Annotated in this window: 21 protein-coding genes and 3 pseudogenes; 15 read left to right on the forward strand and 9 right to left on the reverse strand. The window is 63.5% G+C overall.

All coding sequences use genetic code 11. The annotated features are described in order from the left end of the window. Positions 1-80: 80 nt before the first annotated feature. The 7 genes and pseudogenes from ACP7A3_RS16785 to ACP7A3_RS16815 all read left to right on the forward strand — a co-directional run bounded on the left by ACP7A3_RS16785 (position 81) and on the right by ACP7A3_RS16815 (position 5,011). Complete coding sequence (locus ACP7A3_RS16785) at positions 81-584, forward strand: Dps family protein (RefSeq protein ID WP_084280918.1); 504 nt, start codon at positions 81-83, stop codon at positions 582-584. A gap of 20 nt (positions 585-604) precedes the next feature. Further along, positions 605-1,093, forward strand: a complete 489-nt coding sequence (locus ACP7A3_RS16790) for a peptide-methionine (S)-S-oxide reductase (protein ID WP_197939349.1) — start codon at positions 605-607, stop codon at positions 1,091-1,093. Between the two features lie 305 nt (positions 1,094-1,398). Then, entirely contained in the window at positions 1,399-1,668 is a 270-nt protein-coding gene (locus ACP7A3_RS16795; protein WP_426256720.1) for a hypothetical protein, read from the forward strand. 309 nt (positions 1,669-1,977) lie between these two features. Next, positions 1,978-2,271: pseudogene (locus tag ACP7A3_RS16800) on the forward strand (hypothetical protein); the annotation flags it as partial. Continuing rightward, entirely contained in the window at positions 2,264-2,956 is a 693-nt protein-coding gene (locus ACP7A3_RS16805) for a TrbI F-type domain-containing protein (RefSeq protein ID WP_426256719.1), read from the forward strand. The pseudogene ACP7A3_RS16800 and the gene ACP7A3_RS16805, both read left to right, overlap by 8 nt. Next, a complete protein-coding gene (locus tag ACP7A3_RS16810; protein WP_426256718.1) occupies positions 2,937-3,470 on the forward strand; it encodes a S26 family signal peptidase in 534 nt (177 codons plus the stop codon). The genes ACP7A3_RS16805 and ACP7A3_RS16810 overlap by 20 nt, the downstream gene beginning before the upstream one ends. Before the next feature lie 137 nt (positions 3,471-3,607). After that, positions 3,608-5,011: a hypothetical protein gene (locus ACP7A3_RS16815; RefSeq protein WP_426256717.1), complete on the forward strand. Its 1,404-nt coding sequence runs from the start codon at positions 3,608-3,610 to the stop codon at positions 5,009-5,011. A gap of 16 nt (positions 5,012-5,027) precedes the next feature. On the opposite strand, the gene ACP7A3_RS16820 is transcribed toward ACP7A3_RS16815, so the two are convergent. The 4 genes from ACP7A3_RS16820 to ACP7A3_RS16835 are packed head-to-tail and all read right to left on the reverse strand — an operon-like array spanning position 5,028 to position 9,258. Then, entirely contained in the window at positions 5,028-5,522 is a 495-nt protein-coding gene (locus tag ACP7A3_RS16820; protein WP_426256716.1) for a tetratricopeptide repeat protein, read from the reverse strand. 17 nt (positions 5,523-5,539) lie between these two features. Next, on the reverse strand, positions 5,540-7,828 hold the full coding sequence (locus ACP7A3_RS16825; protein WP_426256715.1) for an ankyrin repeat domain-containing protein: 2,289 nt from the start codon (positions 7,826-7,828) through the stop codon (positions 5,540-5,542). Between the two features lie 32 nt (positions 7,829-7,860). Beyond that, the gene (locus ACP7A3_RS16830) at positions 7,861-8,604 is read right to left on the reverse strand and encodes a hypothetical protein (protein WP_426256714.1); all 744 of its coding nucleotides are present in this window, start codon (positions 8,602-8,604) and stop codon (positions 7,861-7,863) included. A gap of 21 nt (positions 8,605-8,625) precedes the next feature. Next, entirely contained in the window at positions 8,626-9,258 is a 633-nt protein-coding gene (locus ACP7A3_RS16835; protein WP_426256713.1) for a recombinase family protein, read from the reverse strand. Positions 9,259-9,394: 136 nt separating this feature from the next. Here ACP7A3_RS16835 and ACP7A3_RS16840 point away from each other — a divergent pair, with 136 nt between their 5' ends. Together ACP7A3_RS16840 and ACP7A3_RS16845 are read left to right on the forward strand one after the other, a co-directional pair. Further along, positions 9,395-12,364 (forward strand): Tn3 family transposase, encoded by a 2,970-nt coding sequence (locus ACP7A3_RS16840; RefSeq protein ID WP_426256712.1) that lies wholly within the window; start codon positions 9,395-9,397, stop codon positions 12,362-12,364. 33 nt (positions 12,365-12,397) lie between these two features. Further along, positions 12,398-12,856, forward strand: a pseudogene (locus ACP7A3_RS16845) (Tn3 family transposase); the annotation flags it as partial. Positions 12,857-12,875: 19 nt separating this feature from the next. Here ACP7A3_RS16845 and ACP7A3_RS16850 read toward each other — a convergent pair. Further along, a pseudogene (locus ACP7A3_RS16850) lies at positions 12,876-13,019 on the reverse strand (IS110 family transposase); the annotation flags it as partial. Positions 13,020-13,398: 379 nt separating this feature from the next. On the opposite strand from ACP7A3_RS16850, the gene ACP7A3_RS16855 reads away from it, so the two are divergent. From ACP7A3_RS16855 to ACP7A3_RS16880, 6 genes are all read left to right on the forward strand, one after another. Further along, entirely contained in the window at positions 13,399-14,745 is a 1,347-nt protein-coding gene (locus ACP7A3_RS16855; RefSeq protein WP_426256711.1) for an MFS transporter, read from the forward strand. Then, positions 14,742-15,932: an ROK family transcriptional regulator gene (locus ACP7A3_RS16860; protein ID WP_426256710.1), complete on the forward strand. Its 1,191-nt coding sequence runs from the start codon at positions 14,742-14,744 to the stop codon at positions 15,930-15,932. The genes ACP7A3_RS16855 and ACP7A3_RS16860 overlap by 4 nt, the downstream gene beginning before the upstream one ends. Before the next feature lie 175 nt (positions 15,933-16,107). Then, on the forward strand, positions 16,108-18,759 hold the full coding sequence (locus ACP7A3_RS16865) for a TonB-dependent receptor (RefSeq protein WP_426256709.1): 2,652 nt from the start codon (positions 16,108-16,110) through the stop codon (positions 18,757-18,759). Beyond that, positions 18,719-19,633: a glycerophosphodiester phosphodiesterase family protein gene (locus ACP7A3_RS16870; RefSeq protein WP_426256708.1), complete on the forward strand. Its 915-nt coding sequence runs from the start codon at positions 18,719-18,721 to the stop codon at positions 19,631-19,633. The genes ACP7A3_RS16865 and ACP7A3_RS16870 overlap by 41 nt, the downstream gene beginning before the upstream one ends. 29 nt (positions 19,634-19,662) lie before the next feature. Then, positions 19,663-20,649: a glycerophosphodiester phosphodiesterase family protein gene (locus ACP7A3_RS16875; protein WP_426256707.1), complete on the forward strand. Its 987-nt coding sequence runs from the start codon at positions 19,663-19,665 to the stop codon at positions 20,647-20,649. Positions 20,650-21,181: 532 nt separating this feature from the next. Next, the gene (locus ACP7A3_RS16880; RefSeq protein ID WP_024310630.1) at positions 21,182-21,730 is read left to right on the forward strand and encodes a recombinase family protein; all 549 of its coding nucleotides are present in this window, start codon (positions 21,182-21,184) and stop codon (positions 21,728-21,730) included. Between the two features lie 25 nt (positions 21,731-21,755). On the opposite strand, the gene ACP7A3_RS16885 is transcribed toward ACP7A3_RS16880, so the two are convergent. The 4 genes from ACP7A3_RS16885 to ACP7A3_RS16900 form a co-directional block, all read right to left on the reverse strand. Continuing rightward, entirely contained in the window at positions 21,756-22,730 is a 975-nt protein-coding gene (locus ACP7A3_RS16885) for a GGDEF domain-containing protein (RefSeq protein WP_426256706.1), read from the reverse strand. Positions 22,731-22,739: 9 nt separating this feature from the next. After that, positions 22,740-22,982: a hypothetical protein gene (locus ACP7A3_RS16890; RefSeq protein ID WP_024310628.1), complete on the reverse strand. Its 243-nt coding sequence runs from the start codon at positions 22,980-22,982 to the stop codon at positions 22,740-22,742. A 75-nt stretch (positions 22,983-23,057) separates the two neighbouring features. Continuing rightward, entirely contained in the window at positions 23,058-23,513 is a 456-nt protein-coding gene (locus ACP7A3_RS16895) for a helix-turn-helix domain-containing protein (protein ID WP_426256705.1), read from the reverse strand. A 59-nt stretch (positions 23,514-23,572) separates the two neighbouring features. Further along, positions 23,573-23,944, reverse strand: coding sequence for a hypothetical protein (locus ACP7A3_RS16900; RefSeq protein ID WP_064312052.1), 372 nt, complete (start codon positions 23,942-23,944; stop codon positions 23,573-23,575). Positions 23,945-24,223: the final 279 nt, after the last annotated feature.

A 24,223-nucleotide genomic window follows, 5' to 3' on the forward strand; every position in this document is an offset into this window, starting at 1 on the left:
AGCCTCATTCTGATGGCCTCTACGGCCTTAGGGGAATCGATGCCGGCTCCTGCGAAAGCCACCGATCAGGGAGCCTTCTGATGACCGACGCTACAGCTGCGCAACTTGCGACGCCGACCGACCTTGATGAGGCCGCAACGATGACCGTAGCGGACGCACTTAAGATTATCCTCGCAAACAGCTATGCAGTCTACCTGAAGACCAAGAACTTCCACTGGCATGTCTCTGGACCCTACTTCAGGGACTACCATCTTCTTCTCGACGAGCAGGCTGCGGAGATCCTGGCCGTTACCGACGCCATCGCCGAGCGCGCCAGAAAGACGGGCAATCGCACACTTACATCGATTGGTGACATCGCGCGGCATCAGACTATCCGAGACAACGATGCCGAGTTCGTGACGCCGCAGGAAATGCTGGCCGAGCTAAGGGCCGACAACCTCCATATGGTGGAAGGGTTTCGGAAGGCGAAGGCAGTCGCGGATGAGGCAAAGGACAACGCCACCTCTGGCTTGGTCGACGCTTGGACCGATGAGGCCGAACGCCGTGCTTGGTTCCTGTTCGAGGCCAGCCGGCCGAGCCAATGAGCGCTAGCCCGAGGTAGAAGATGTTGAAGGTAGGCCTTGGCGGCGGTTGCCATTGGTGCACCGAGGGGGTGTTTCAAGCATTACGAGGGGTCACGCAGGTCGATCAGGGCTATTTGCAATCCGAGCCACCGGCGGACACTTGGGCCGAGGGCGTGGTCGTGACGTTCGACCCGTCCACCATCAGCCTGGGAATGCTCGCCGAGGTACATCTTAGAACGCATTCATCGAGCAGAGCTCGTTCCCCGCGTGGGAAGTACCGCAGCGCAATCTATATCTTTGAGCCCGGACAACGGGCGGAAGCTGAGCGAACGGTGCGCCGGTTCGCGGAAGAAGCCGCAAAGACGATTCACACGCAGGTGGTGCCGTTCGTCGACTTCTTGCCATCGCAGGAGCGCTACCAAAACTACTATCGCAACGATCCCAATCGGCCATTCTGCCGCCGATACATCGATCCGAAACTCGATCTCATCCGCCGCGAGTATGCGGAACATGCGCTACCAGGTGGGTGAGCGCGTGTGTGCCTCGTCGAGCCGGAAGGTGAGGTCGATGAAAGACCGCTTTGTTGTGCGCTGCCGATTTTCTGCATGCGGCGCCCATCTGCTCGCGAGTAGATCCCACGCGGACTCGCAGGATTACCCGGTTAGTGAGGGCGATCTTTCTCGGCAGACGGTTTGAAGGTGCGCTCCCTCAGGAAGATCAGGTCTGAAACGGCAATGCAACTTCGGAGCGCGCGTTAGGGGAGGTAGATCGATGATGGTCCCGATGATCTCAGTTCTGTCCCCGTCCCGGCTGTGATCGAGGGAGTTAATGGAACATGCAGGCGACGATCCTCGCGATCATTACGGATGGCACACACTGCCTGAGCCTCCATCATTCCCATCTTGCAGCCTGGAGCCAACTCATGAGCTTCATCGACGCGAGATGGTCCGAGCGTATGGGATCTACAGCTCCGCCGGCTGATGACGAGGCGAAAGCGCAGATGTTCTTTCGACACAATGATGACGACCTGTACGCGATCATCGATGCTGACGTCTCGGAACTCCAAGAGGCGTTGGGTTCGGCCAGCGACCCCGTCATTGGTTAGCGCGGCGGCCCGCCAAGCTGCTTCGACCACATCGAACCAAGGGGCGCTCTATGTTCGAATGCCTTATTCTTGGCGACAGCATCGGGCTTGGCACAGCGAAGGCGATTAACAGCCAGTACGCTCCACGTTGCGACGTTCAGGCGGTCGAAGGGGCGACGGCCGCGCAGATCCTGAGTTGGAGAAGGCCGATCAAGATCTATGGCAGTTGCGTCTTTGCGATCGGCTCGAATGATCCGCCCGGTGCGCCCCTCGCCAGAACCCTCTCGCGCATCCGCGGCAGCATCTGCTTTCGTCGAGTGATTTGGTTGCTTCCTCCTCTACTTCTACCTGCACATGGCGGGGTTCCTGGCGACCACGCTCCTGATCACCTGGGGGCTGTTCGTCCTGTTCTTCCTCGCGATCGGCGGTCTCTCGGTCGACGGCATGATGCACCAGCTCAACAATATGGCGAGCCGGTACGTCGCGGCCGACGCGGCGCGCATCGCCTCCTTCAAGCACATCCTCATCGTCGCGCACTTGGCTCTGTCGGCCGCGGTCATCTTTTTCCGCCGGCACAGCATCCTTCCCTCGCGCGACCCCAAGCGGAGCAAGGCCAATGGCTGACCAGCCCGAACTCGACCTCCCGTCCCCCGCGACCTCCGCCGCCCCGGCGCCGGTCGTCCGCGCCAAGCGCGGGTTCGGCGGGTTCACCCGCGCGCAGCTCGTCTTGGGCGCAGCGCTCGTGGTCGCGCTGATCTGGTCGATGTGGGTGACGAAGGCGCTCGTCGCGCCGCGCGAGGAGCATATCGTCAAGGCGAGCCTCTCCAGCATCGTCGGCGAATACGTGACGGCCCAGGCCCACGCCGCGTCGCCACCCGCGCAGGTCGAGGCCGAGATGCGAACCTTCATGTCGTCGCTCAAGCACGAGATCCAGCGGCGCAGCGCCAAGGGTCAGGTGGTCCTCGTCGGCGAGGCGGTGCTCACCGAGAACGTGCCGGACATCACCGACAGCCTGAAGAAGGCGGTCTATGCCAGCGGCATTCGTCAGCCGCGTCCGGCGAGCGCGGAGGAAATGCAGCAGCTTCAGCAGCAGCTCGCCCCGGCCGTGGCGGCGGTTCCCCAGGCCTACGCCGTCCCGCCCGCGATGGCCGGTGCCGGCGCGACGATCAATCCGATGTCGGCGGCGCCACCTGTCGCCGGCAGGCAGCAGCCGCTGCAGGTGCCGTCGGCGATGCAGGGCGTGCCCTCGGGCGTGCCTGCGGCGATGACTTCGACCTTCGGAGGCCCCAATGGCAACGGCGGTCAGTGACCTCGCGCCCCGGGCCAGCGGCCGCAAGCTGCGCTGGGGTCTGTTCGGCGCGTTCATCGCCGGCAGCGTCATCCTCGGTGCGATCAGCGACTGGCGCGACAAGCACGCCCTCCTGATCAACACAACGGACTCGCTGCCGAACTGGGCGTTCGTCATCCACAAGAACCAGATGCCGTCGCGCGGCGAGTACGTCTTCTTCCTGCCTCCCAAGAGCGACCTCGTCCGCCGGCATTTCGGCTCCAAGCCGGAGATGTTCGGCAAGATCGTCTACGGGATGCCCGGGGATACGGTCCGGCACTGGGGCAGGCTGGTCACGGTCAACCACCGTGTCGTCGCGTACACCAAGCCCTTCACCAAGGCGGGTGAGCCGCTGGCGATCGGTCCGAGCGGAGTGATCCCGTCGGGCTGCTACTATGTCGGGACACCGCACAAGGACGGTTTCGACTCCCGGTACGCGGCCATCGGGTTCGCGTGCCAGCGCCAGATCGTCGGCACCGGCGAGGCGATCCTATGAAGCGGTCAACGCTCTTGTATCTCGGCGGCACCGGCCTGGGCGGCGTGCTGCTCTTTGGGGACCGGCGAGAGAAGGCCCGAAATCGTACGCTAAGGCGTAACGGTTGCGTGTTGAGCGTTCTGGCGTAGCTTGAAGCGATGTTGCTCGTTCGCCTTCGGCCTTTCTGCATGGCTTTAGCCTTGGTCATCTCGCCGAGTGGCTGCGCGGATGCAGCACCTGCTGGAAACCTCGCTGAGCGTGCGGTTGTCGAAGCCAAGTCGATGCCGGCAGGACGGGAGCGCGATGTCGCTCTTCGCGAGATATCGCGCAACCTTCGATACGCCGACCGCGACCATGCCATCGAGGCAGCTGCCGCCATGTCGGAGGATTACGAACTACGGACGTTCAGCCCCCGCCCGGACAAGCTCACCAGTCAAATTGTGGCACAGCAGCGCGAGCAGAACAGTGAGGATCGCGCCTGCGAGCGTTTCGTCGAGGGTCTGAAGCCCGCAAGCGCTACACCCGCGGACGACCGGCGCATTCGCGACTGCTTTTCCATGGATGCGCCTCCAGGCATCGTGCCGCCTCCAATTCCGCCCTTTCGTCTGATCTTGGCGGCGGCAGATGCGCTGCCACCCGGGCCGACCAAGGCACAGCTCCTCTATATGGCGACATGGGATAGCGTACCCGAACGTCCCGCCGGCGGGGCGGTCGATGCTGTTCGCCGGCTGCGCGCTTTGGTCCCCCATCTCGATGGCGATACGCGACGGCAGGCAAGCGAACGGCTCGATACGATCGAGGTCGATCTGATCGAGGGCAGACCGGACGATGCCATCGCGCGGATACGAAGCGGCTTCACCAAGAAGCGAGCCACGGGTGAGAGGCTTTTGCCGGAGCCGGGAACTCAGGCGCAGGGCCTCATTGCCGAGTTCTTCAAAGCGCGTGACTTCGATCGCGCCATGCTGGTGACGAACCTGCTGCCTCCATCCGCCGACTGCACGATGGTGGACGATGGGCTGACCGGTATCGCCGGATGGGTTCTCCCGACGCAGAACAGCACGGTGGTGGCGACCTATATGGCGCGGCTTGAAGCGTCGGGATCGTTGGCGCGCCTGTGCCCGAACGGATTGGGCGAAGAAATCGCCGCAGACGTCTGGCTCCAGGCAGGTGACGACGCCAGGGCGCTGGATGCTGCGACCCGAACGGGTAAACCACAGGTTCTTGGAAAGACGCGTCTCGCGATAATCGAACGCCGCCTCGGATCGGGCGACGTCGCCGGCGCGAGATCACTCCTACAGACGGCAGCAGCCGCAGTTCCCGCGCTGGACGTCGGCGACCAGTTCGCCCGTGCCGCCGCTGCCCGGCAGCGGATTCAGCTAATCCACCTTCTCACCAAGGTCGGCGAAGTCGAAATGGCCGAGCGGCTTGCTGCTGCTTACCCTGGTCCGGGGTGGCGTGGTTTCGCTCACTCCGTCATCGTTGCGACGATGAACCGCGAGCGTGCCGGCCCTACTTGGGCTGGTCCCTTCCTGGATCTTCAGGAAGTGCCGGCTAACCACTGAGCATGGATCGGCCGACTCACGGGTGAAATCCTTGGCGCTGTGCGGCTGCCATCAGCTCCTGTCCCCGCGTGACATCCTGTCCGATGCCGCGTCCCTCGACGAGCATCTGCCCGAGCCGGTATTTTGCCTCCGCATCACCCGGTCCGCCGTCTGTGTTCGGGATCATCGTGACCTGCCCCGATCCGCCGAGCCGCACGGGCGGCGAGTAGATGCTGGTGAAGGCGGGCCGGTCCTGCGCCGCTTTCTCGTATAGCGCAGCGGCGCGAACGTCGTCACGTGCGACGCCTTCGCCCGTCTCCAGCGCGCGGGCGAGCTCGACCATGGCCGACCGGTCGCCCTGGTCGGCGCGGCATTGCAGATGCGGGAGGCGCACCGTCTCGTCGGCATAGGTGTAGCGGATCCGCGTGACGCCGCTTGCGTCGGTGATCGGAACGGCGCCGACCCCCCGTAGGCCGGCACAGCTTGCCAGCACCCTGGGCGTTGCGCAGCCGGCAAGAAGCAACAGGGCCAAGAGCACCGGCCCGGTTCTCACTGCACTTCCCCGTTCGGCACGAGATCCCAATCGACATCGCCGCGCGCTTCCTGTCGCTTGCTCGACTTGCCCGGTGGCAGTTGCGCCGATGTCACGCCGCCTAGCTTGCGCAACGCCTCGGCCATCAGCGGCTTTCGCCGCCGGAGCGCGACGTCGACCATGGTGTCGCCGTCTCCTTCCGGTCCCGAAAGCGTGTTCACGTCCGCCCCTGTCCTGACCAGCACCGCGGCGCTCGCCGGGTTCTTGCATCCCGCGGTGACGAGCCAGATCGGCGGTTGGCCGTTCAGGCGCGCATCGAGCGGGTAGTCGATCCTAACCCCGGCACTGGTCAGAAGCTCTCCCGTCGACGGCTTGCACGCGTTCGACAGGCCGGACCACCATTGCCACAGCTGATCGGGTCGTTGCGCCCGATCGCCGCGGAACCCTGCCGCCAGTATCAGCCGTATGACGTCATTCCACCCTGCACGAATTGCGGAGCCCAGCGCATCCTCCATCGCTTGCGGGCCGTCGCTAGTCGCGACCAACTGAACGAGCGAACGGATCATCGCCATCTTGTCGGCATCGGGTGCGTTCGGCAGTGCCTCCGTCGTAGAGTCCTCAAGCGGCTCCATCGGAATGCGCGGCTCGATGCGTCCCATGTAGTTCGTCAGTGCTGGAGCCACGCCGGTCGGCTTCAGGGCGGCGAGGGATGCGACAAGCGCCGGATCGTTTCTCTCCACCGCCGCATTGGCAGCCCTGGGAAAGCTGTCGAGCCGCTGCTTGAGCGCGAGCAGACCGTCCCACGACGCGATCTGCGGAAAGCGAGAGTCGGGAAAGGCCGTCTGACTTTGGTCATGAAATCTGTCCAATCGGACAGGCGCGACGAGCGGAGCCAGCGCCCTCATCATGGCTGCGGTACCATGTTGCGCGACCACATCAACAATGGTGGCGCGGCGATACTCGTGAAGGTCGGTCGCCTCGCGGGCGAGTGCGAGGAGCCCGGGAGTGTCGCCCGCCTTAATCCTGGCCTCGATCCGGAGCCGGCGATCGGCGGCTTCGCGCACGCACGTGGCAAGCGCGTCGATGTCGCCGCGTGAAGCCGCCGTCCCGCAGGAAGCCAGGCGCGGCTGAGGCAGGAGGTTCAGTTCGCCGCCATAGTTCGCGAGGAAGACCAGGGCGTCTTCCTGCCCGGCCTGGGCTGCGACAGCCCATAGCGTAGATTCCGCTTTCGATCGGCCCAGTTCCTCTGCGTGCAGGGCGACGTACCGTCGCGCCAGATCGAAGCGGCCTGCTTTCATCAACCGATGCACCCAAAAGGACGGATCGCCGCCTTCCAGTAGAGGCAGCAGCCGGGTGACGGCATCCTCCTGCCGCGTATCGAGTGCGCGAGTAAAGCCGGACCCGATCTCGCCCTGAACAGCGGCCTGCTCTCCGGCGATAGCGGTCGCTCTCCGGTCGCGCGCGGCGCGCTCAAGCAGGCCGGCTCTGCCAGACATCACGAGAAGGCCGATCCAATCGCACTCGGGTGCGGTCATCTGTTCCGGTTCACGACGATCGACGCACAGACCCGTAGCACCGCTGAACCTGGCGCCGCGATCCAGCATCGTGGCAATGAGCGCGGCGTTCTTCATCCGCACGGCCTGAGCGAGCGGGGCTGGCCCGTCATAGTCACCCCCGCTGGAGGGTGGCCGTATGCTGGGATTGGCGCCGCGCTCGACGAGCAGGCGCGCCATCTCGCCGTCGCTGCGGTACAGGGCCCAGTTCAAGGCGGTATGGCCCAGCAAATCGCGCGCGCTGATGTCTGCACCGGCCGGCACGCTCGCCAGCACGGCCGGATCGGCGCTGCGCGCAGCCTCGGCAAAGGTGCGTACCGTACCGGTATAGCGGGCCTTCGGCCGCTTCCCCTCACGCGCGCAAAGCTCGGGGTAAAGGAACGCTGGGTTATCGACGAGCGCCTGATTGTAGCGGGTGACGAAGCGGACGGCCGCCTCTCCGTGAGTCACCTCCTCCTTGCTGGTGATGACGTCGTCCGCGACATACCATTTGCCGATCGCGGGCCGCGTCCAGACGGCGCAGGAAACACCTGGCAGGCTCCAGCCAGACGGCATCGGGCCGATGTAGTTGGTCCCGGCAAGGCGGGAGTCGCCTCGGGTGGCGGCACTCGCGGCCTCCTTGGCCGGATCGCGCGCCTTCAGCCGAGCGGTCTTCTGCCGCAGAACCTGTTCCACGGTCTGTGCTGAAGACTGCCCCGTACAGGCAGTCGGTGTAAGCAGGGAGAACAGAACGACCGGCACCGAACGCAACATTGCTCTCTCCCCTTGTCGAGCTCGTGAGCGACTTATCTAGGCGAACACCGGTAGAGCCAAGCACCGGGCCGAACGCGGCAACTCAGATCAGCCGGCAGCGCGTCGTCCCAAGCTTGCCCTTGTCGCTTTGGTTGAAAATCGCGAGGTTGGTGCCAGCGCCACGACGAAAAGCCGCTAGCCGGTACGATCACGTGCGATCCGGATGTGCCGCGCACCTTCGAGCATGGGCGCGCCTCAAAGTGTCGCACCCACAGGCCTCCCAGCCACCCGCGTTCAATGACACCAGTCAGGCAATCGCCTTCTCTGACGTATCGTCCTTTGATGTTTTCGGCCGCGATATGATCCGGCCCGGTCGGATCAAACGGTGAGAGGGTCGCGATCTGAATGCCCGACGTCTGTCGTCGAGCTGGTAGCTTCTCCAGTTTGACGATGGGCAACTCCACTTCTTGCCGGTGCACGACGCGTAGCTGATCCAGCCAAGCGGCGCTCCCTGCACCTCCAAGGGCGCCCAGAGAAATACAACCGGCCGTTACCTTGCCCCGCGACCACCATGTGCGCGCTCGGAAAAGCGGAGAGCACAGGATTCGGACAAGCGCGCCGACCGCGGCACCGAACAGCCCGCCCCAACCGAACACTCGAAGAAGACCTCCACCGACAGGAGCTGGTGCCTGGAGAAGATAGGTGAGCGGCAGCGACAGCCCGACGACGAGGAAGATCAGCCACAAGCCGATCCGAGCAGTTGATCCTGCCCGCTCAGGTCTCCGCGCAATGTCCATCAGGGTTCCTCGTTCGAGAAGCTACGCAGATCGCGCTTTTCGTTGCAGCAGTTTCTCGCCATCGGGCCTGATCTCGCCCTTGGGTGTGACATGGCGGTACAAGGTCTGCCGGGTAACGCCGAGTTCGGCGCACAGTTCGGCAACCTTGGTTTCGGGCTTGCCCATCGCGGCCTGGGCGAGACGAAGCTTGGCCGGTGTCATCTTGAAAGGACGTCCGCCATGCCGCCCCCGCGCGCGTGCTGAAACAAGGCCGGCGCGGGTACGCTCGACGATCAGTTCGCGTTCGAACTCGGCGAGGCCGGCGAAGATAGCGAAGATCAGGCGGCCATTGGCGGTGGTGGTGTCTATCGACGCGCCTTCGCCCGCCAGCACCTTGAGGCCGATCTGCCGCTTCGTCAGCTCGTCGACCAGATTGACGAGGTGGCGCAGATCGCGCCCGAGGCGGTCGAGCTTCCACACGACCAGCGTGTCGCCGCGCCGCAGCGCCTTTAGACAGGCGTCGAGTCCCGGGCGCGTGTCGCGCCGTCCCGAGGCAGCGTCCTCATAGATATGGTCGGGATCGACGCCGGCCGCAACCAGCGCGTCGTGCTGGAGGTCGTGGGCCTGACTGCCGTCCGCCTTGGACACCCGTGCGTAGCCGATCTGCGTCGTCACATATACGTCCGTTCGCGTGACGGAGCAGGATCGCTCCTCCAATGATCCTCATCCTGTCACTTAACCCGTGTTCCTGTCTATGCTCCACGAACAGCCTGGGCAGCTGATTTCGTGACGCTACGCCGAAGGGAGCACAATGCCGGCGAAGACGATCCTCTCACCCGGCCAGCGCGCCGCGTTGTTCGACCCACCACACGACCGTGACACCGTGGAGCGGTTCTACACGCTCGGCCCCGACGATCTCGTCCAGGTCTGCCGGCGACGGCGCGGAGCCAACCGCATCGGTTATGCTGTCCAGCTCTGCTATCTTCGGCATCCCGGCCGAGCGCTGTTTCCCGACGAACTGCCTCCGCGCGAGATGCTTGATCTGCTTGCGGCACAGATCGGCGGGTCGGCTGCGGACTTTGTTCGCTATGCGGAGCGCGCACCCACGCTGCGCGAGCACCGCGCCGAGATTGGGTCATATCTCGGCCTGCGCCCGTTTGAACGATCCGACCTGCACGCCATGCTAATGCTCGGGCAGGAGGTGGCGACATCGACCAATCGCGGCGAGCCTATCGTCGCCGCCATGGTCGAGCGGTTGCGGCACGTCCGCGTGGTCGTGCCCGCCGCGTCGACGCTGGAGCGCGTGGCGCTGATCGCCCGCGCCCAGGCCCGTCGCGTCGCACATGCCGGACTGATCCGCGACCTGACAGCCGAACAGGAATTGGCGCTCGCTGACCTGATCGATCCCGGCGAACAGGGTCGGACCGATCTTGGCTGGCTCCGGGAGTGGTCGGAAGCCCCGACCGCAGCGAACCTCAAGGCGATCGCCGAGCGGCTGTTCCGCGTCCGCTCGCTCGGGATCGAGCCAGAGCGGGCGCGGCGCATTCACGCCGCCCGCTACGCCGTGATCGCCCGTGTCGCCGGCATCGTCACCGCGCAGGCGCTGCGGCGCATGGAGAGGCGCCGGCGTGTGGCGACGCTGGTCGCGGCCGTGATCGAGCTGGAGGCGGCGCTGACCGACGCGGCGCTCGCCATGGCCGAGAAGATGGTTGGCTCACTGTTCCGGCGCGCCGACCGGACCCGATCCGAGCGGCTGCTGGGCGAGGCGCGGCTGCTCAAGGATACCGCCCGCGTCCATGCCCGGCTCGGCCGCCTTCTGCTCGACACGCGCGCGAACGGTCGCGACCCGTTGCGCGCGATCAGCGACCGGATCGGATGGGACCAGCTGGAGCGCAGTGTGGGGTTCGCCGAAGAGCTGACCCGTGGGAACGAGGACGGGCTGGACGAGGTGGTGCAGCGCCATGCCGAAGTGCGACGCTTCGCCCCGACACTCTATAATGCGTTCACCTTCCGCGCCGCCCGCTCCGGCGATCCGTTGCTGGGTGCTATCGACGTGCTGCGGCGCATGTATCGCGATGGCCGATCGGTGCTGCCCAAGCGGGTGCCGACGACCTTCCTGCGCCCGCGATGGCGCAAAGTGGTGTTCCCAGATGGAGACGGGATCGACCGCCGCGCCTATGAGGTTGCCGTCATCGTCCACCTGCGCGAGCGCCTCGCATCGGGGAGCGTCTGGGTCGACGGGAGCCGTGCCTATCGCACGCTCGACGACTATCTCCTGCCCCAATCCGCGTTTGCGGCTATGCGGGACGAGGGTGGCTTGGGATTGACGGTGCCGTCGGGCTTCGCGGACTGGTCTGCCGAACGCCGCGCCACCCTGGTCCACCGCATGGGTGAGGTCGAACGCGCGGCTTCGGCCGGCGAGCTGGTCGACGTTGTGATCGCAGGCGGCGATCTCATCGTCTCACCGCTTAGGCGTGCGGTGCCGGACGCGGCGGACGAGCTGAAGGCAAAGCTCTACGCGCTGCTGCCGCGCGTGCGTGTCACCGACCTGCTGGTGGAGGTCGCCGCCTGGTCGGGGTTCGCGGACGGCTTCGTCCACGCGCGCAGCGGCGAGCCCGCGGCCGACCAGGCCGCACTGATGGGCACGATCTTGGCTGACGCGACCAACCTCGGCCTTGGCCGCATGGCGGAGAGTTCACGCGGGCTGACCCTCGCGCGCCTGCGCTGGACGGCCGAGTGGCACGTTCGCGACGAGACCTATCTGTCGGCACTCGCCTCCATCGTCGACGCACACAACGCGCATCCGCTCGGCCAAGTGTGGGGCTCGGGCGAGCTGTCGTCCTCGGACGGGCAGTTCTTCCGAGCGGGCGGTCGCGGCGAGGCACGCGCCGACGTGAACGCCCGCTACGGGTCGGAGCCTGGCGTGCTGTTCTACACCCATGTCACCGACCGGTTCACGCCATTTCATACCAAGGTCATTGCCGCAAACGCCGGTGAGGCAGCTCATGTCATCGACGGCCTGCTCGACCACGAAAGCGAACTCGCCATCCGGGAGCACGCGACCGACACCGCGGGAGCGGTCGACCATGTCTTCGGGCTCTGCCACCTGCTCGGCTTCCGGTTCGCACCGCGTATCCGCGACCTGAACGAGCGTCGGCTCTACGGGTTTGCACCGCTCGATCCATGGCCGACGCTTCGGCCACTGGTCGCAGGGCCGATCAACATAAAGGCGATCGAGGAGAACTGGGCTGAGACGCTCAGGCTTGCCGCATCGATCAGGGCGGGAACAGTTAGCGCGTCCGCCATGCTGAAAAAGCTGGCGGGCTACCCGCGCCAGAACCCGGTCGCCCGTGCCCTTCGCGAGATCGGGCGCGTCGAGCGCACGCTGTTCATGCTCGCTTGGCTCGACGATCCCGAGCAGCGACGCCGCACGGGCAGCATCCTCAACAAGGGCGAGGCCCGCAATGCGCTCGCCCGCGCCATTTTCTTCAACCGCCTTGGCGAGCTGCGCGACCGCACCTTCGAGAACCAGCGACACCGCGCCTCCGGACTGACCCTAGTCACCGCCGCCGTCGCGCTCTGGAACACCGTCTATCTCGACCGGGCCGTCCGTCACCTGCGGTCGACGGGCGCTGATGTACCCGACGAGCTGCTCGCCCACGTTGCACCGCTGGGCTGGGAGCATATCGGCCTCACCGGCGACTATCTGTGGAGCGAGATCGAGAAGCCGCGTGGGCGGTTCAGGCCGCTGCGCACCACTACGGCCGAGCGCCGAGCTTAGCGTACGTTTTCGGGCCTTCTCTCACCGGTCCCCATGAGTGCCGGGCAGGTCGCGCCGAGCCGCATCCTGCGCAAGCTCGCCGCCTATCCGCGCCAGAATGACCTGGCCACAGCCCTGCGCGAGGTGGGTCGGATCGAGCGCACGCTGTTCATCATCGAATGGATTCTCGACACCGGGATGCAGCGCCGCGCGCAGGTCGGACTCAACAAGGGCGAGGCGCATCATGCGCTGAAAAACGCCCTGCGCATCGGCCGCCAGGGCGAAATCCGTGACCGCACCACCGAGGGCCAGCACTACCGGATCGCCGGCCTCAACCTGCTCACCGCCATCATCGTCTACTGGAACACCCTGCATCTTGGTCATGCTGTCGAGGCACGGCGACGCGAAGGGCTGGAGACGCCGGACCATCTTCTCGCCCACGTCTCTCCGCTCGGATGGGCGCACATCCTCCTCACCGGCGAATACCTCTGGCCGAAAGACGCCGACGCTTAGGGTGTCATTTCGCCCTCAGCCGGAACCGACCCCTGATCGCATCGTCCTCGTTGGCGACCGTGCCGACGAAACGCACCTCGCCTCCGCGTTCCCCATCGGCAACCGCGACCGCAATGGTTTCCTTATGAACGTCCAGACCAACGTATTTCACCGTCTCCGTCATGACTCGTCTCCGCTGCTGACAAATCCATCATCAGCATCTCAGATTCGAGCCTCCGAGGCTCTGGCAGTCATGGGGTCTAAGCACCAACAGGCCCGCTCGGATGTCGGGATACACCTGTTTTTCGTATAGCGATGAGATGGCAAGCTCTGGCCAATTCCAGGATGACCAGTTTCGGACCGAATATTCAGTAAGCCGGCGTTCCCCGACGCGCCGCTCAAGGAATGCTATCCGCCAGCACGCGGCTGGCTGAATGAACTTGTCACGTCAGCCGGGCCGACCATCCACTGCAAACCGGGATAGCCCCACCACAATGATAATTTCCTGTCACAATTTGGCTGCATAGGCGCTCGGCACCATTTATCGACCGATCGGCACAAGATTGATCTCGCGCACCCGAACGCCGAACGCTTCGGCCAACCCGGTCCAGATTCACGTCCGATACGGAATTGCGCATTTCGGTAAGAGCATGCTGTGGCAGTCCAGCGCCCTGCTGTTCCTATATTATCTGACTGAAATATGTGGCCTTTCTCCTAAGCTCGCTGGCATGGCGATAGGCGCGACGCTGCTTCTGAGCGCGGTCGCCGATGGGCTGGTCGGTGCGTGGCTGGGGAGGACCGCCTCATCGAGCGCAAGCGCCAAGCGGCAGCAATTGATCGGCATCGCCTGCACAAGCGCCGCCTTTGCGGCTTTCTGCCTGTCGGGACTGGTGGAAGCGTCCCTGCGCGCGAGTTTCGTGATCGCAACGCTGATCGCCTTTCGCCTGCTATATGCCATGGCGGACGTTCCGCAGAATGCGTTGCTGTCCCTTTTCGACGTGTCGAATGAAGTCCGGGCCAAACTCGTCGGCGTGCGGCTTGCGCTTGGCGGGGTGGCGACGATTGTCGTCACTGGGCTTGCCGGCCCGCTGTTGATCAACCAGCAGGCCAAGGGTTCCACCCTATTCGCCCTGTTGGGGCTGAGCATCGCGATCATTGCCACGGCGAGCGCCTATTGGCTCGCCCGCTGCCCGCAAGAAAGCGGGGACGCAAGCTGCCTGGGGCATGGCGCGACCGGGCGGACTCATGGCGCGCCCCATCCCGTGCCGATGCTGTTCCCCGTCGCAGCGCTGATGGTCATGGCATTCGGGATCAGCCTGTCGACCGCCATTTTCGAACGGCTGGAAGCCTATCTTGCGGCATATGGGATGCGCGGCGCAACGAGTTGGTCCTTGATGACCCTGATCTCCATCGGCAATCTGATGGCCCAGTTTTTGTGGATCGGCATCCATCGCCGCCTTGGCTCGATGAACGGCATGCTGCTCGCAGCTTTCGCCCAAATTCTCGCCGCGCTCGGTTTCGGCCTGTTCGCGCGAGGTCAGCCGGCTATGGCCGCTGCCGTGAGCATCGGTTGCGGCATCGCCTTCGGCGCTATCAACGCAATGCTGTGGACGCTGTTGGCCCAGGTCGCATCGTCCGGGATCGTGACGCTTCGCTTCGCGACGTTCACGGCCGTATCCAAAACAGCCCAGGCGCTTGCCGCCTTTTTGCTGGGCTACATGCTCGATGCCAACAGCATGGCGACACTGGCGGCGCCCTTGTCGCCCTTATCGCTGGCCATGGTCGGTGCGCCGATAGTGGGGGCGCTGGTCTGCATGGTCATCGTGGCGTGCGTCAGGGCCGGCAGCGCCACCATATCCGCCTCGACATCCGTCCGCTCGCCCGGTACCAGCGCTGGCCAATGGCGATGAAGACAGGCGTGCAGGCAATCAGGGGCGGTGCCGGTTCCGGCGAAGAGGCAGGCCCGATGCAGCCCGTTACGGATGACCCTGGCGAAGGCGGCAGGCCCAGCCCCGAAACACCCGGCGATCGCTTGATCCTGAGCCTGATCCAGCGTCATGCCGATGCCACGCGTTCGGATCTGACAAAAGCGTCATGCCTGACGCAGCAGTCGGTGTCGCGGATCGTCGATCGCCTGGTCCGGCGCGATCTGGTGGGAATCGGCAGCAGCGTTCGCAATGGACGCGGGCAGCCCAGCCCGATCATTCGCATCAATCCCGATGCCGCCTTTTCGCTGGGTCTGTCCGTCACCGCCGACGGGGTTGCGCTGACGGCCCTGGATCTGGCCGGAGGCGTGATTGCGGAGGATATCTCAACGATCGATTCGCCCACGCCTGCCGATGTGATCGTCTTGATCCGGCGCTTCATCGCAGCGCGGGCCGCGCAGGGCCTCGACACGGCGAGGCTGGCCGGATTGGGGATCGGGATAACCGGCTATTTCGTTGGCGATGGCAGCCAAGTCAATCCGCCGGCCCTTGATGACTGGGCCTTTGTCGAGCTCGACCGGATTTTTCGCGACGCGCTCCATATGCCTGTATGGGTGGAAAATGATGGCACGGCCGCTGCTGTAGGGGAATCCTTGCTCGGATACGGCCGTGAGGTGGATGATTTCGCCTATCTGCATTTTGCGACAGGCTTTGGCGGCGGAATGATCCGCAACGGTCAGCCGATGCGCGGCGTGAATGGCAATGCCGGCGAGTTCGGTGGCATGTTGCCGCCGGAATATCTATCGCCCTCGCTTGGCAATCTGATGCGCATGGTCAACGACGCGGAAGGGTTGTCCTATCGGACGCTGCGCCAGTTCCTCGCCGATTTCGAGTTGGATTGGGCAGGGGTTTCGGCTTGGCTGGAACAGGCCGGACGGTCGCTCACGATGATCGTTAATGGCATTCATGCGGCGGTCGATCCCGGCATGATCGTTCTGGGCGGACGCCTGCCTGAAGCACTGGCCGCGCCCCTTATCGATCGGATACGCCTATATAGTCCCGAACGGCGCGGGTTCCAGCGCAAGGCTCCGGAGCTTCGGTTCGCCGCTTCGCCACGCGATCCGGTAGCGATCGGCGCGGCCACCCTTCCGCTGCGGGCTTTGTACTTCTGACGCTGCGGCTTGAAGTGCAATTCGGGCATTGTGCAGGTATGGTATATTAAATCATCAATGAAAACAGTGATATATTCGAGATAATATTATCACGCTGCAAGTGTGGAATGTCATAAATTCTACGCACGGAGAGTGGTATTGCGCCGCAACATCGGATCGGTTGCAGGGGCAAGCCATGAACCATAATATACGCATGAATTTTTATCGCAGCGTCGGGCTGCTCGCGCTTGGCGCGGCTTCGATGGCGCATGCGCAATCATCGCCGTCGCCGGAGCCGTCGGAAACCGCGAAGGCCGACGAAATCGTCGTGACCGGTGAGCGTTACGCGAACCGCGCGGCGATCCGCGCCAAGCGCGACAATCCGCGCATTGCCGACGTCGTGTCGGCATCCGAAGTGGGGTCATTACCCGATTTCGGCTTTGGCGAAGCCATGCGGCGCATTCCCGGCATTTCGCTGGTCCAGAACAACCAGCGCGGCGAGGACCAGTTTGTCGGCATTCGCGGCCTGAATTCGGCCTATACGTCGATCGTCCGTGATGGCATCGTCCTGCCTTCCACCGAAGTCGGGCGGCGCAGCGTCTCGCTCGACGTGTTGCCTTCGACCGCCGCCACCCAGATCACGGTCACGAAATCGCTGACGCCCGATATGGACGGCAATGCGATTGGCGGGCAGATCAATTATCAGACGCCCAGCGCCTTCGATCACAAGGATCTGTTCGGCTCGATCAGGGTGGATTATGGCGACTATCAAAATGGGCGCAACTACAGCAGCCACACGCCTTCGGGCAGGATCGACGCCTTAATCACCACCCGCTTTGGTAGCGACAAGCAGTTCGGACTGGCTCTGGGGGGCAGCTATTTCCGGCGCGATTCCTCGTCAACGGACCCGACGGCGGCCAGCTATGGCTATTATGATCCCACAACGGGCGCACGCCTAGCCCTCAGCGCGCCGAATCTGTCCACCGCCAACCGCGCCCCGCTGCGGCGTGACTACTATGTCTATGACAATCTTCGCGATCGGTTGGGCGCGTTCGCCAAGCTGGAGTTCAACAATCACAATGGTGTCGCGGCGAGCATCTCGGCGGCTCAGTTCACGCACAAGAACAAGGAGGACCGCAACGACAATGTTCTCGCCATTTCGGGCAATCACAGCAATGTTACCGCCACCAGCGGGACCGCGCAGTCCGGCACCGGCACCGTTCAATATGACAGATATTTCCAGCGCCGCCAGATCCGCTATGTCACCGGCACGCTCGATCTGTCGCCGACCGACCGGGATGCAATCAACCTGCGCGCGAGCTACGGCATCGGCACATTCAGCAGCGCCAATGTGGAAAGCATCTATACCAGCGGCAGCGCATCGAGCCTGTTCGGCTATGACTATGCCTATAATGACCAGAACTTCCCGATCCTGACGGCGCGCAACGCCGCCGCCGCCGAACCGGCCCGCTACCGGCAGACGCTTTACGGTTACGGCCTGAACCGCAACAAGGAAAAGGCCACGACCGTTGGGCTGGACTATGGCCACAACATGTCCGGCCGAGGATTGGGGATCAAGGCCGGCGTACAGGCCCGGCTGCTCGACCGGGCCTATGATCACAGCGAAAGCTATTATCAGCCCGTCTCCAGCGCGGTGGCGCCGCTGCTGAGCACGCAAGTCCGCGCCAACAGCTTCTCCCCGTTCCTGGACCCGGCCTATACAATGCTGCTGGTCGATCAGAACGCGGCGGAAGCCTATTTCCAAGCGAACAAGGCCAATTATGCCCTGACCGCCGCGACGGCGGACAATAATATCGCCGGCAATTACGGCGTGAAGGAGAATATCTATGCCGGCTATGCGATGGCGGCCTGGCACGGCGACCGGTTGCGGGTGATTGCGGGCGTCCGCTATGAACTGACCGATTTCGAAAGCTCGTCCTTGACGCGCTCCTCTTTCGTCTCGCCCGCAACCTACACGCCGGCCCGGCACAGCAGCAGCTACGGCAATGTCCTGCCCTCGTTCAATGCGAGCTACGACCTGACCGACACCGTCAAGGTGCGGGCGGCCTATGCCCGGGCCATCGGCCGTCCCAATTATGACGATCTGGCAACGCCCGCCACAATCACGCGGACACCCGCCGGATATTCGGTCGCGCAGGGCAATCCCGACCTCAAGGCCCGGCAGGCGGACAATTACGACCTGTCGCTTGAATGGTATTTCGCCCAGGACAGCATCTTTTCGGTCGCGCTGTTCCGCAAGGACATCCGCAATGAAATCTTCGATTCCGTGTCAGAGGACACCCTCGATCTAGCCGGCGTGCCGACGCTGGTGTCGGTCAGGCAGGCCCGCAACCTCGACAAGTCGCGGGTCGAGGGCCTCGAACTCGGGCTGACGGTCTCCACTCTTGGCGCGGTGTCCCCGCTGTTCAAGGGACTTGGCTTTTCGACCAACGTCACCCTGCTCAAGACCAATCCCACCAGCATCCGCATGAACGACGGCAGCTATCGTCAACTTGGTTCGCTGCTGGAACAGGCCAAGACCGTTTTCAACGCCAGCCTGTTCTACAGCACCGGGCGTTTCAGCGCGAAAGCCGCCTATAATTACACCGGCCGCCAGTTGTCGGTGGTCGGTACCGATTTCGCGGCCAATGATCGCTTTCTCGGCGCGGCGAACATCGTCGATCTTCAGGCATCCTATCGCCTGACGCGCAATCTCAACTTCATCGTCACCGCAAAGAATGTCGGGAACGATCGCCCGACGCGCTATTTCGGCCCGGGCGGCGCCGTCATCAGAGACATTATCGACAATGGCCGCTCGTTCTTCGCCGGCGCATCCTACAAATTTTGACGGAGACAGCGAAATGCATAAATCCTTCTTCACCGCGTCGGTGATCGGCGCGGCCCTGGTTGCCAGCCAGCCGGTCCAGGCGCATCGCTCCGACGCCATCTGGACCGCGCTCAATGCGGCGCCCGGAGCACGCTCCTTTGTCGCCGCGCATCGCGGCGTCCATGGCGAAGTCCCGGAAAACTCGATCCCGGCCCTTCGTCACGCGATCCGGCTGGGCGTCGATGTCGTGGAAATCGATGTCCGCTTCACCAGTGACAATATTGCCGTGTTGATGCACGATTCCGATGTGGCTCGAACGACGAACGGCCAAGGTCACGTCGAAAGTATGACATTTGCCCAGATCGAACAGCTGCGCCTGCTCGATCCCGACGGCAAGCCCAGCCGGTATCGCGTGCCGACACTGGAATCGGCCCTGCGCACCGCCCGGGACCGCATCGTGGTCGATCTGCACCTCAAGGTCGACCGCGCATCGGAGGTTGCCGCGATCCTGCGCCAAACCGGCATGCGGCATGCGCTCTTCTACGCCGACGACCCCCGCTGGCTGGAAAACATGCAAGCCGCATGGCAGGGCGGGGCGACGCTGCGACTGGCCCGCACGGCTGTCGAACTCGACGACTATGTCAGCATTTCGAAGCCTCGTTTCGTGCATCTGGAGCCAGCCTATCTCACATCCGCGCTGGTCGCCGGGCTCGACCAACGGGGTGTCAGAGGCATGGTCAATGTCCTCGGCGCGACCGACAAGGCCGCCGCGGGCGATGACGGCGCGAGCTACGATAGCGTGATCGAGACCGGCGTCACCATTATCCAGACGGATCGTCCGCAAAGCCTGATTGCCCGCATGGCGAGGCTCGGGCGACATCAGACGATCCGCTGAGAAGTACGCGGCATTCCGGAGCAATTGTCATGACAAAGACCAAGACCCTTCGCCTTTGCGGAATCATTCTTTCCGCGTCGCTCTTTGCAGGCGGCGGCGGGGCATCCGTCAATTCCGCGCAGCCGCTCCGGCAACGTCTGGCGGACGCCGGCGCCGGCGTGATGGTCGTCGCCCATCGCGGCTGTCATGCCGCCGCGCCGCGCCACGGCCTTCCCTCCGCGCCGGAGAATTCGTTGCAGGCGCTGGACCATTGCATCGCCATGGGCGTGGACATGATGGAAACCGACGTCCGTCGAACTCGCGACGGTCATCTGGTCATGATGCATGATGCGAAGGTCGATCGGACCACCGATGGCAGCGGCAATGTTAGCGACATGACCTTGGCCGAGATCAAGGGGCTGCATTTGCGCGCGGACTTGGGCGGCGCGACCGCCGCCCTGACCGATCAGCGCGTGCCCACCCTGACCGAAATGCTGCGGTACGGCGGAGGACGCATCCTGTTCAATCTCGACATACAGGAAGCGATCTATGGCGAAGTCATAGACGAGGCGGTGCGTGGCGGCTTCGCGCAGGATGTGCTTCTCAAGACCCGGGTCGGACCTGCCAGTCAGGCTCTGGCATCCATTCCCCCTTATGATCGCGTCCCCTTCATGCCGATCCTGACCAAGGTGACGGGCACGCCGGATGAAATCGTCGCCCAGGCCCGCCGGCAGCTTTCCGCACGCCGTCGCCCGGTCAGTTTCGGCACGCCGCAACTGGGTTGCCCGGCCCTGACGGCCCTGGCGCATCTGGCGCGCAAGGGCGGTGTGCGCCTTTGGACCAATAGCCTTCAGGAGGGCTATTACCGCGACGGTCCGGGCGGAGGCGATGCGCAGGCCCTAGTGGATCCTGACCGGGTCTGGGGACGCCTGATCCGCGCCGGCTTCTCCATGATCCAAACCGATCAACCCGAAGCCCTCAAGGATTTCGCAGCCCGTTATCCAAATGGACGCGCGACACGCATTGAATGTCGGTAGTTTGGGCGTGAATGGGTTTGGTCAATATCTGGTGAGGCGGGCCATGTAGGAGCGTTCGGGTATAACTCTACCGCTTTCGTCGAGCTGACGATTGCGCGTCGTGCAACGTCTCGTGCCAAAGCGTTCCGCACCGCTCGCACTTGTTGAGAAAGGTGGGACCGTTCTCGGATACGGCAACTTGGTGAAAACGGTCGAACGGCGCGTGGTAGCCAGTTCGGCAAGCGTCACAGAGGCGGTCGATCACCTGCTCAATCTGCCATCTTCCCTCTCCATTTCACACCGCTTTTCGCCGCTCGCGCCCGGCACGCCGGCTCCCCAAATCCCAATCCTTTGCGAGCCAACCTAGCCGGGCAGCCTCGAGCCTTTTTCAACAGCCCCGATCTGATTTGCGACGCCCTCATGGGAATACCGCCGCTCGTGACCGCGATCGGCCGATCCCGTTGGAAGTTGTCAACAAAGCGCACTTCTCAAAACCCATTTCCGTTAGTAACTCAGTGGCAGGGCCGTTGTCGATGAGTTTCGGGAAAATTGCATGTTGATCGGTTATGCGCGGGTGTCGACGGCCGACCAGGATCTGACGCCCCAGATCGAGGCATTGAAGCAAGCCGGCTGCGAGCGGCTCTATTCCGACAAGGCCAGCGGCGCGAAAGTGAATCGTCCTGGCCTCGCCGAAGCGATTGCCTATGCGCGATCGGGTGACGTGCTGGTCGTGTGGAAGCTGGACCGCCTCGGCCGCACCATGAAGGGGCTGGTCGATTTGTCGGCCGACCTCGACGAGAAGGGGATCGGGCTGCGTTCGATCACCGATGGAATCGACACTTCGGGAACGGCGGGGCGGCTCGTCTTCAACATCCTGGCGGCGATGGCCCAGATGGAACGCGAGCTGGTCCGCGAGCGGACCACTGCTGCGCTGGCCGTCGCACGGCGCAAGGGCCGGTTCGGCGGGCGAAAGACGATGATGACCGAAGAGCGCCGGAACGCGGCCACCAAGCTGCTCAAGACGGAGATGTCGTCGCGCGAGATCGCGCGCGCGATCGGCGTCTCGATCTCGACCTTTTACAGGCATTTTCCCGCGCGATAGCTGCGGTGCCGACGCGTGCGGCGTATCACGGGAATGGGCGCGCAGCTGGCTGCTCAAGAATAACCCGGTTGCCCAAGCCATTCGAAGCCCGTGCCAGCGCATCGGCTGCGTCTGCAATCAGATCCTCGGAGACAGCGTTGGGGGCGAGTACGAGACCCGCCGAGCATGTCACCTCGCCGATCGGCGTCTCATTCTCGACGCGCTGCAGCTTTCGCCTCGAGAATGCCTTGCGGGCTGCGTTCAGCATATCGCGGGCGGCTTCGGGGTCGCAGTTGTCGAACACGATGGCGATCCGCTTTGCCTCCCAGCGGCCGACCCGGTGCGGCATGCAATGATCCCGCAATGTCTGGCCCAGCGCGCGCAGGACCCGCTCGACGACGCCGATCCCATGAGCCGCCCCGATCGAGGTGACCTGATCGAGCGCAACCAGCGCAAGAAGGGTAGGGCCTTCCCGCTCGAGTGCGGCGGTGAGCACCGAGTCGATCGCGATGCGGTTGAGGAGCGAGGTAGCAGGATCGATGTCGGTATCGACGCCCAGCGAGCGTAGGCGCTCGCGGACTAGCGCCGTCTGAAGGCTCAGCTGCTTCAACCGCTCTTCGGCGCGCTCGGCCTGGGCAGTCATCCGAGCGACCGCGCTGTGAATGTTGCCGTCTGTCGAGACCAGTTCGGCCGCGGTGAGCGTGAGCGATTTGACGAAGGCATTGGCTTCCTGGGCGGTTGCCCCGATGATGTGCATGACCTCCGTGGAAAGCTCACCGATCGTCGTCGCGGTGCCATGGAGATCCGCTGGTGCCGAAATTGCTCGCACGTCTTCCTGTCGGAGGCGATAACCGCCGTCGATCAGATTGGCGACGGCCATGAAATGGGCCTCGTCAGCACCTTCGAAATAGGTGTGAGCGAAGCCGTAATTCTCGGGGCTGTGCGGCAGTCGATGCTCGTCGAGAAAATCGACAATGGCATGACCCGATTCGTCGGCTGGCGGACTGGTGCGCAGATCCATCAGAAGCCTCTATCGCCGTTCCGACACAAGGATGTCGTGCCACAGGAACAGATCGCGGTCGATGAGTTCGAGAAGTGCGTTGATAGCGGCCTCGCGGGAGCCAAGTTGATAGCGACGCTGGATCTCGTCCGCGACTCGCAGCGATGCAGGGGAGAGCGCGTAGGTGGACCGCTTGTAACCCGCAGCATCCTCGCGTTCTTTTTTGCGGCGCATCGATAGGGTCGACCGCGCGGGTTTCGGCTGAGAGTCCATATCGCCCTCTAAGCGAAACAGGTGTCACTCTCCAAAGCTCGTTTGATGGGAACGGAGTTCACCACCGGAATTGGTTCAGTTTGCTCCGGTCCGGGGCGGGGGAACCGAATTGAGCATGTTCATCAGGATGGATTGCAAAACCCGCTCGATCGCTTCGGGAGCAAGCCCATCGCCTTTCACCTGCTCGGCGAGCGACAGTAACTGGGGGCAGGAAGCTTCGACGAAGCGGCACGTGACGAGGTAGATCTTGTCGAAGCTGTCATCGAAATAGGCGAGGGGCGTCTTCATCCAGACTGCGGCAAGAAACGCACGTTGCCGGTCGATCTCCAGGATCTCCATGACCCTTATCTGCATCGCGGCCGTAAAGCTGGCGCGACCGGATTTGACCTTTCCGATGAGACTGACGCTTTTCCCGAGTCTCCGGGCCATTTCGACATTGGTTACGCCACGGCGATTCCACTGCTCGATGATAAGCGGATAGTAGAAGTCTGTCTCGGTCTGTCGGCTTGCTGCATCCCTCTGGTCAGTCATGACGACCCCCCTTCTGGGCGCTATATACGGTTATAGCCCGAGAGGCTGTCAATATTTTTTTAAGCGTTAGTCGGAACTTTTCGACGAATTGCACAATCGAAGACGCACAGCATCGACACGGTGAGCAGGAAACGCGCTGTGGCAGGGGTGGTGGGGTCGGTAGTGGCCCTGTCCCGCGCGGCCTGGAAAAGCGCCTTCTGATCGATCTGAATGCGGAAACCGACCCGGTTTTCACCATTGTCCTCGATCGTCGAGGCGCGTTCGAGCATCAGTTCGAAATCCGGCATATCCAGGAATTTCTCCAGTCCATACAGGGCGGTAGAGGAAACGGTCTCAAACCGTCGCGTTGCCAGCGACCGGGTTCTGATCGCTTCTGTTGTGAGACGGAACAGCTCATCGCTGACCCGGAAGGCGTAGATCACATTCGACATGGGGAACGGATAACCCGAGTGCGGACGAGCGCATACCATCTGGATTGATAGTTTCTCGAATCAATCATTGCCGCACGACCGGGGATGGTCATTCCAGTTTCGCAACGAAGGCGGTAAAAAAATTCCGCAGGTAGTAAAAGAATTACCTGCTCTATGTTTGTCTGCAGACCCATCGCGTCAGTTTTTTGGCGGAAATGCGTAGTCGGGCTTTCCCGCAGTCAAAGTCGATACGGTAATTTTTTTCCGTCTTGTCGAGGGTCAATACTTGCGAAATCCTTA

It is taken from the genome of Sphingomonas sp. DC5200-1 (assembly GCF_049897245.1).
Taxonomy (GTDB): domain Bacteria; phylum Pseudomonadota; class Alphaproteobacteria; order Sphingomonadales; family Sphingomonadaceae; genus Sphingomonas; species Sphingomonas aquatilis.

Bases quoted from the DNA above. Each gene is read 5' to 3' on its own strand.
- ACP7A3_RS16880 (WP_024310630.1), top strand. From the start codon at position 21,182: ATGTTGATCGGTTATGCGCGGGTGTCGACGGCCGACCAGGATCTGACG.
- ACP7A3_RS16790 (WP_197939349.1), top strand. From the start codon at position 605: ATGTTGAAGGTAGGCCTTGGCGGCGGTTGCCATTGGTGCACCGAGGGG.
- ACP7A3_RS16830 (WP_426256714.1), bottom strand. From the start codon at position 8,604: ATGGACATTGCGCGGAGACCTGAGCGGGCAGGATCAACTGCTCGGATC.
- ACP7A3_RS16825 (WP_426256715.1), bottom strand. From the start codon at position 7,828: ATGTTGCGTTCGGTGCCGGTCGTTCTGTTCTCCCTGCTTACACCGACT.
- ACP7A3_RS16795 (WP_426256720.1), top strand. From the start codon at position 1,399: ATGCAGGCGACGATCCTCGCGATCATTACGGATGGCACACACTGCCTG.
- ACP7A3_RS16785 (WP_084280918.1), top strand. From the start codon at position 81: ATGACCGACGCTACAGCTGCGCAACTTGCGACGCCGACCGACCTTGAT.
- ACP7A3_RS16865 (WP_426256709.1), top strand. From the start codon at position 16,108: ATGAACCATAATATACGCATGAATTTTTATCGCAGCGTCGGGCTGCTC.
- ACP7A3_RS16810 (WP_426256718.1), top strand. From the start codon at position 2,937: ATGGCAACGGCGGTCAGTGACCTCGCGCCCCGGGCCAGCGGCCGCAAG.
- ACP7A3_RS16870 (WP_426256708.1), top strand. From the start codon at position 18,719: ATGGCCGCTCGTTCTTCGCCGGCGCATCCTACAAATTTTGACGGAGAC.
- ACP7A3_RS16815 (WP_426256717.1), top strand. From the start codon at position 3,608: ATGTTGCTCGTTCGCCTTCGGCCTTTCTGCATGGCTTTAGCCTTGGTC.
- ACP7A3_RS16875 (WP_426256707.1), top strand. From the start codon at position 19,663: ATGACAAAGACCAAGACCCTTCGCCTTTGCGGAATCATTCTTTCCGCG.
- ACP7A3_RS16890 (WP_024310628.1), bottom strand. From the start codon at position 22,982: ATGGACTCTCAGCCGAAACCCGCGCGGTCGACCCTATCGATGCGCCGC.
- ACP7A3_RS16895 (WP_426256705.1), bottom strand. From the start codon at position 23,513: ATGACTGACCAGAGGGATGCAGCAAGCCGACAGACCGAGACAGACTTC.
- ACP7A3_RS16860 (WP_426256710.1), top strand. From the start codon at position 14,742: ATGAAGACAGGCGTGCAGGCAATCAGGGGCGGTGCCGGTTCCGGCGAA.
- ACP7A3_RS16805 (WP_426256719.1), top strand. From the start codon at position 2,264: ATGGCTGACCAGCCCGAACTCGACCTCCCGTCCCCCGCGACCTCCGCC.
- ACP7A3_RS16885 (WP_426256706.1), bottom strand. From the start codon at position 22,730: ATGGATCTGCGCACCAGTCCGCCAGCCGACGAATCGGGTCATGCCATT.
- ACP7A3_RS16840 (WP_426256712.1), top strand. From the start codon at position 9,395: ATGCCGGCGAAGACGATCCTCTCACCCGGCCAGCGCGCCGCGTTGTTC.
- ACP7A3_RS16900 (WP_064312052.1), bottom strand. From the start codon at position 23,944: ATGTCGAATGTGATCTACGCCTTCCGGGTCAGCGATGAGCTGTTCCGT.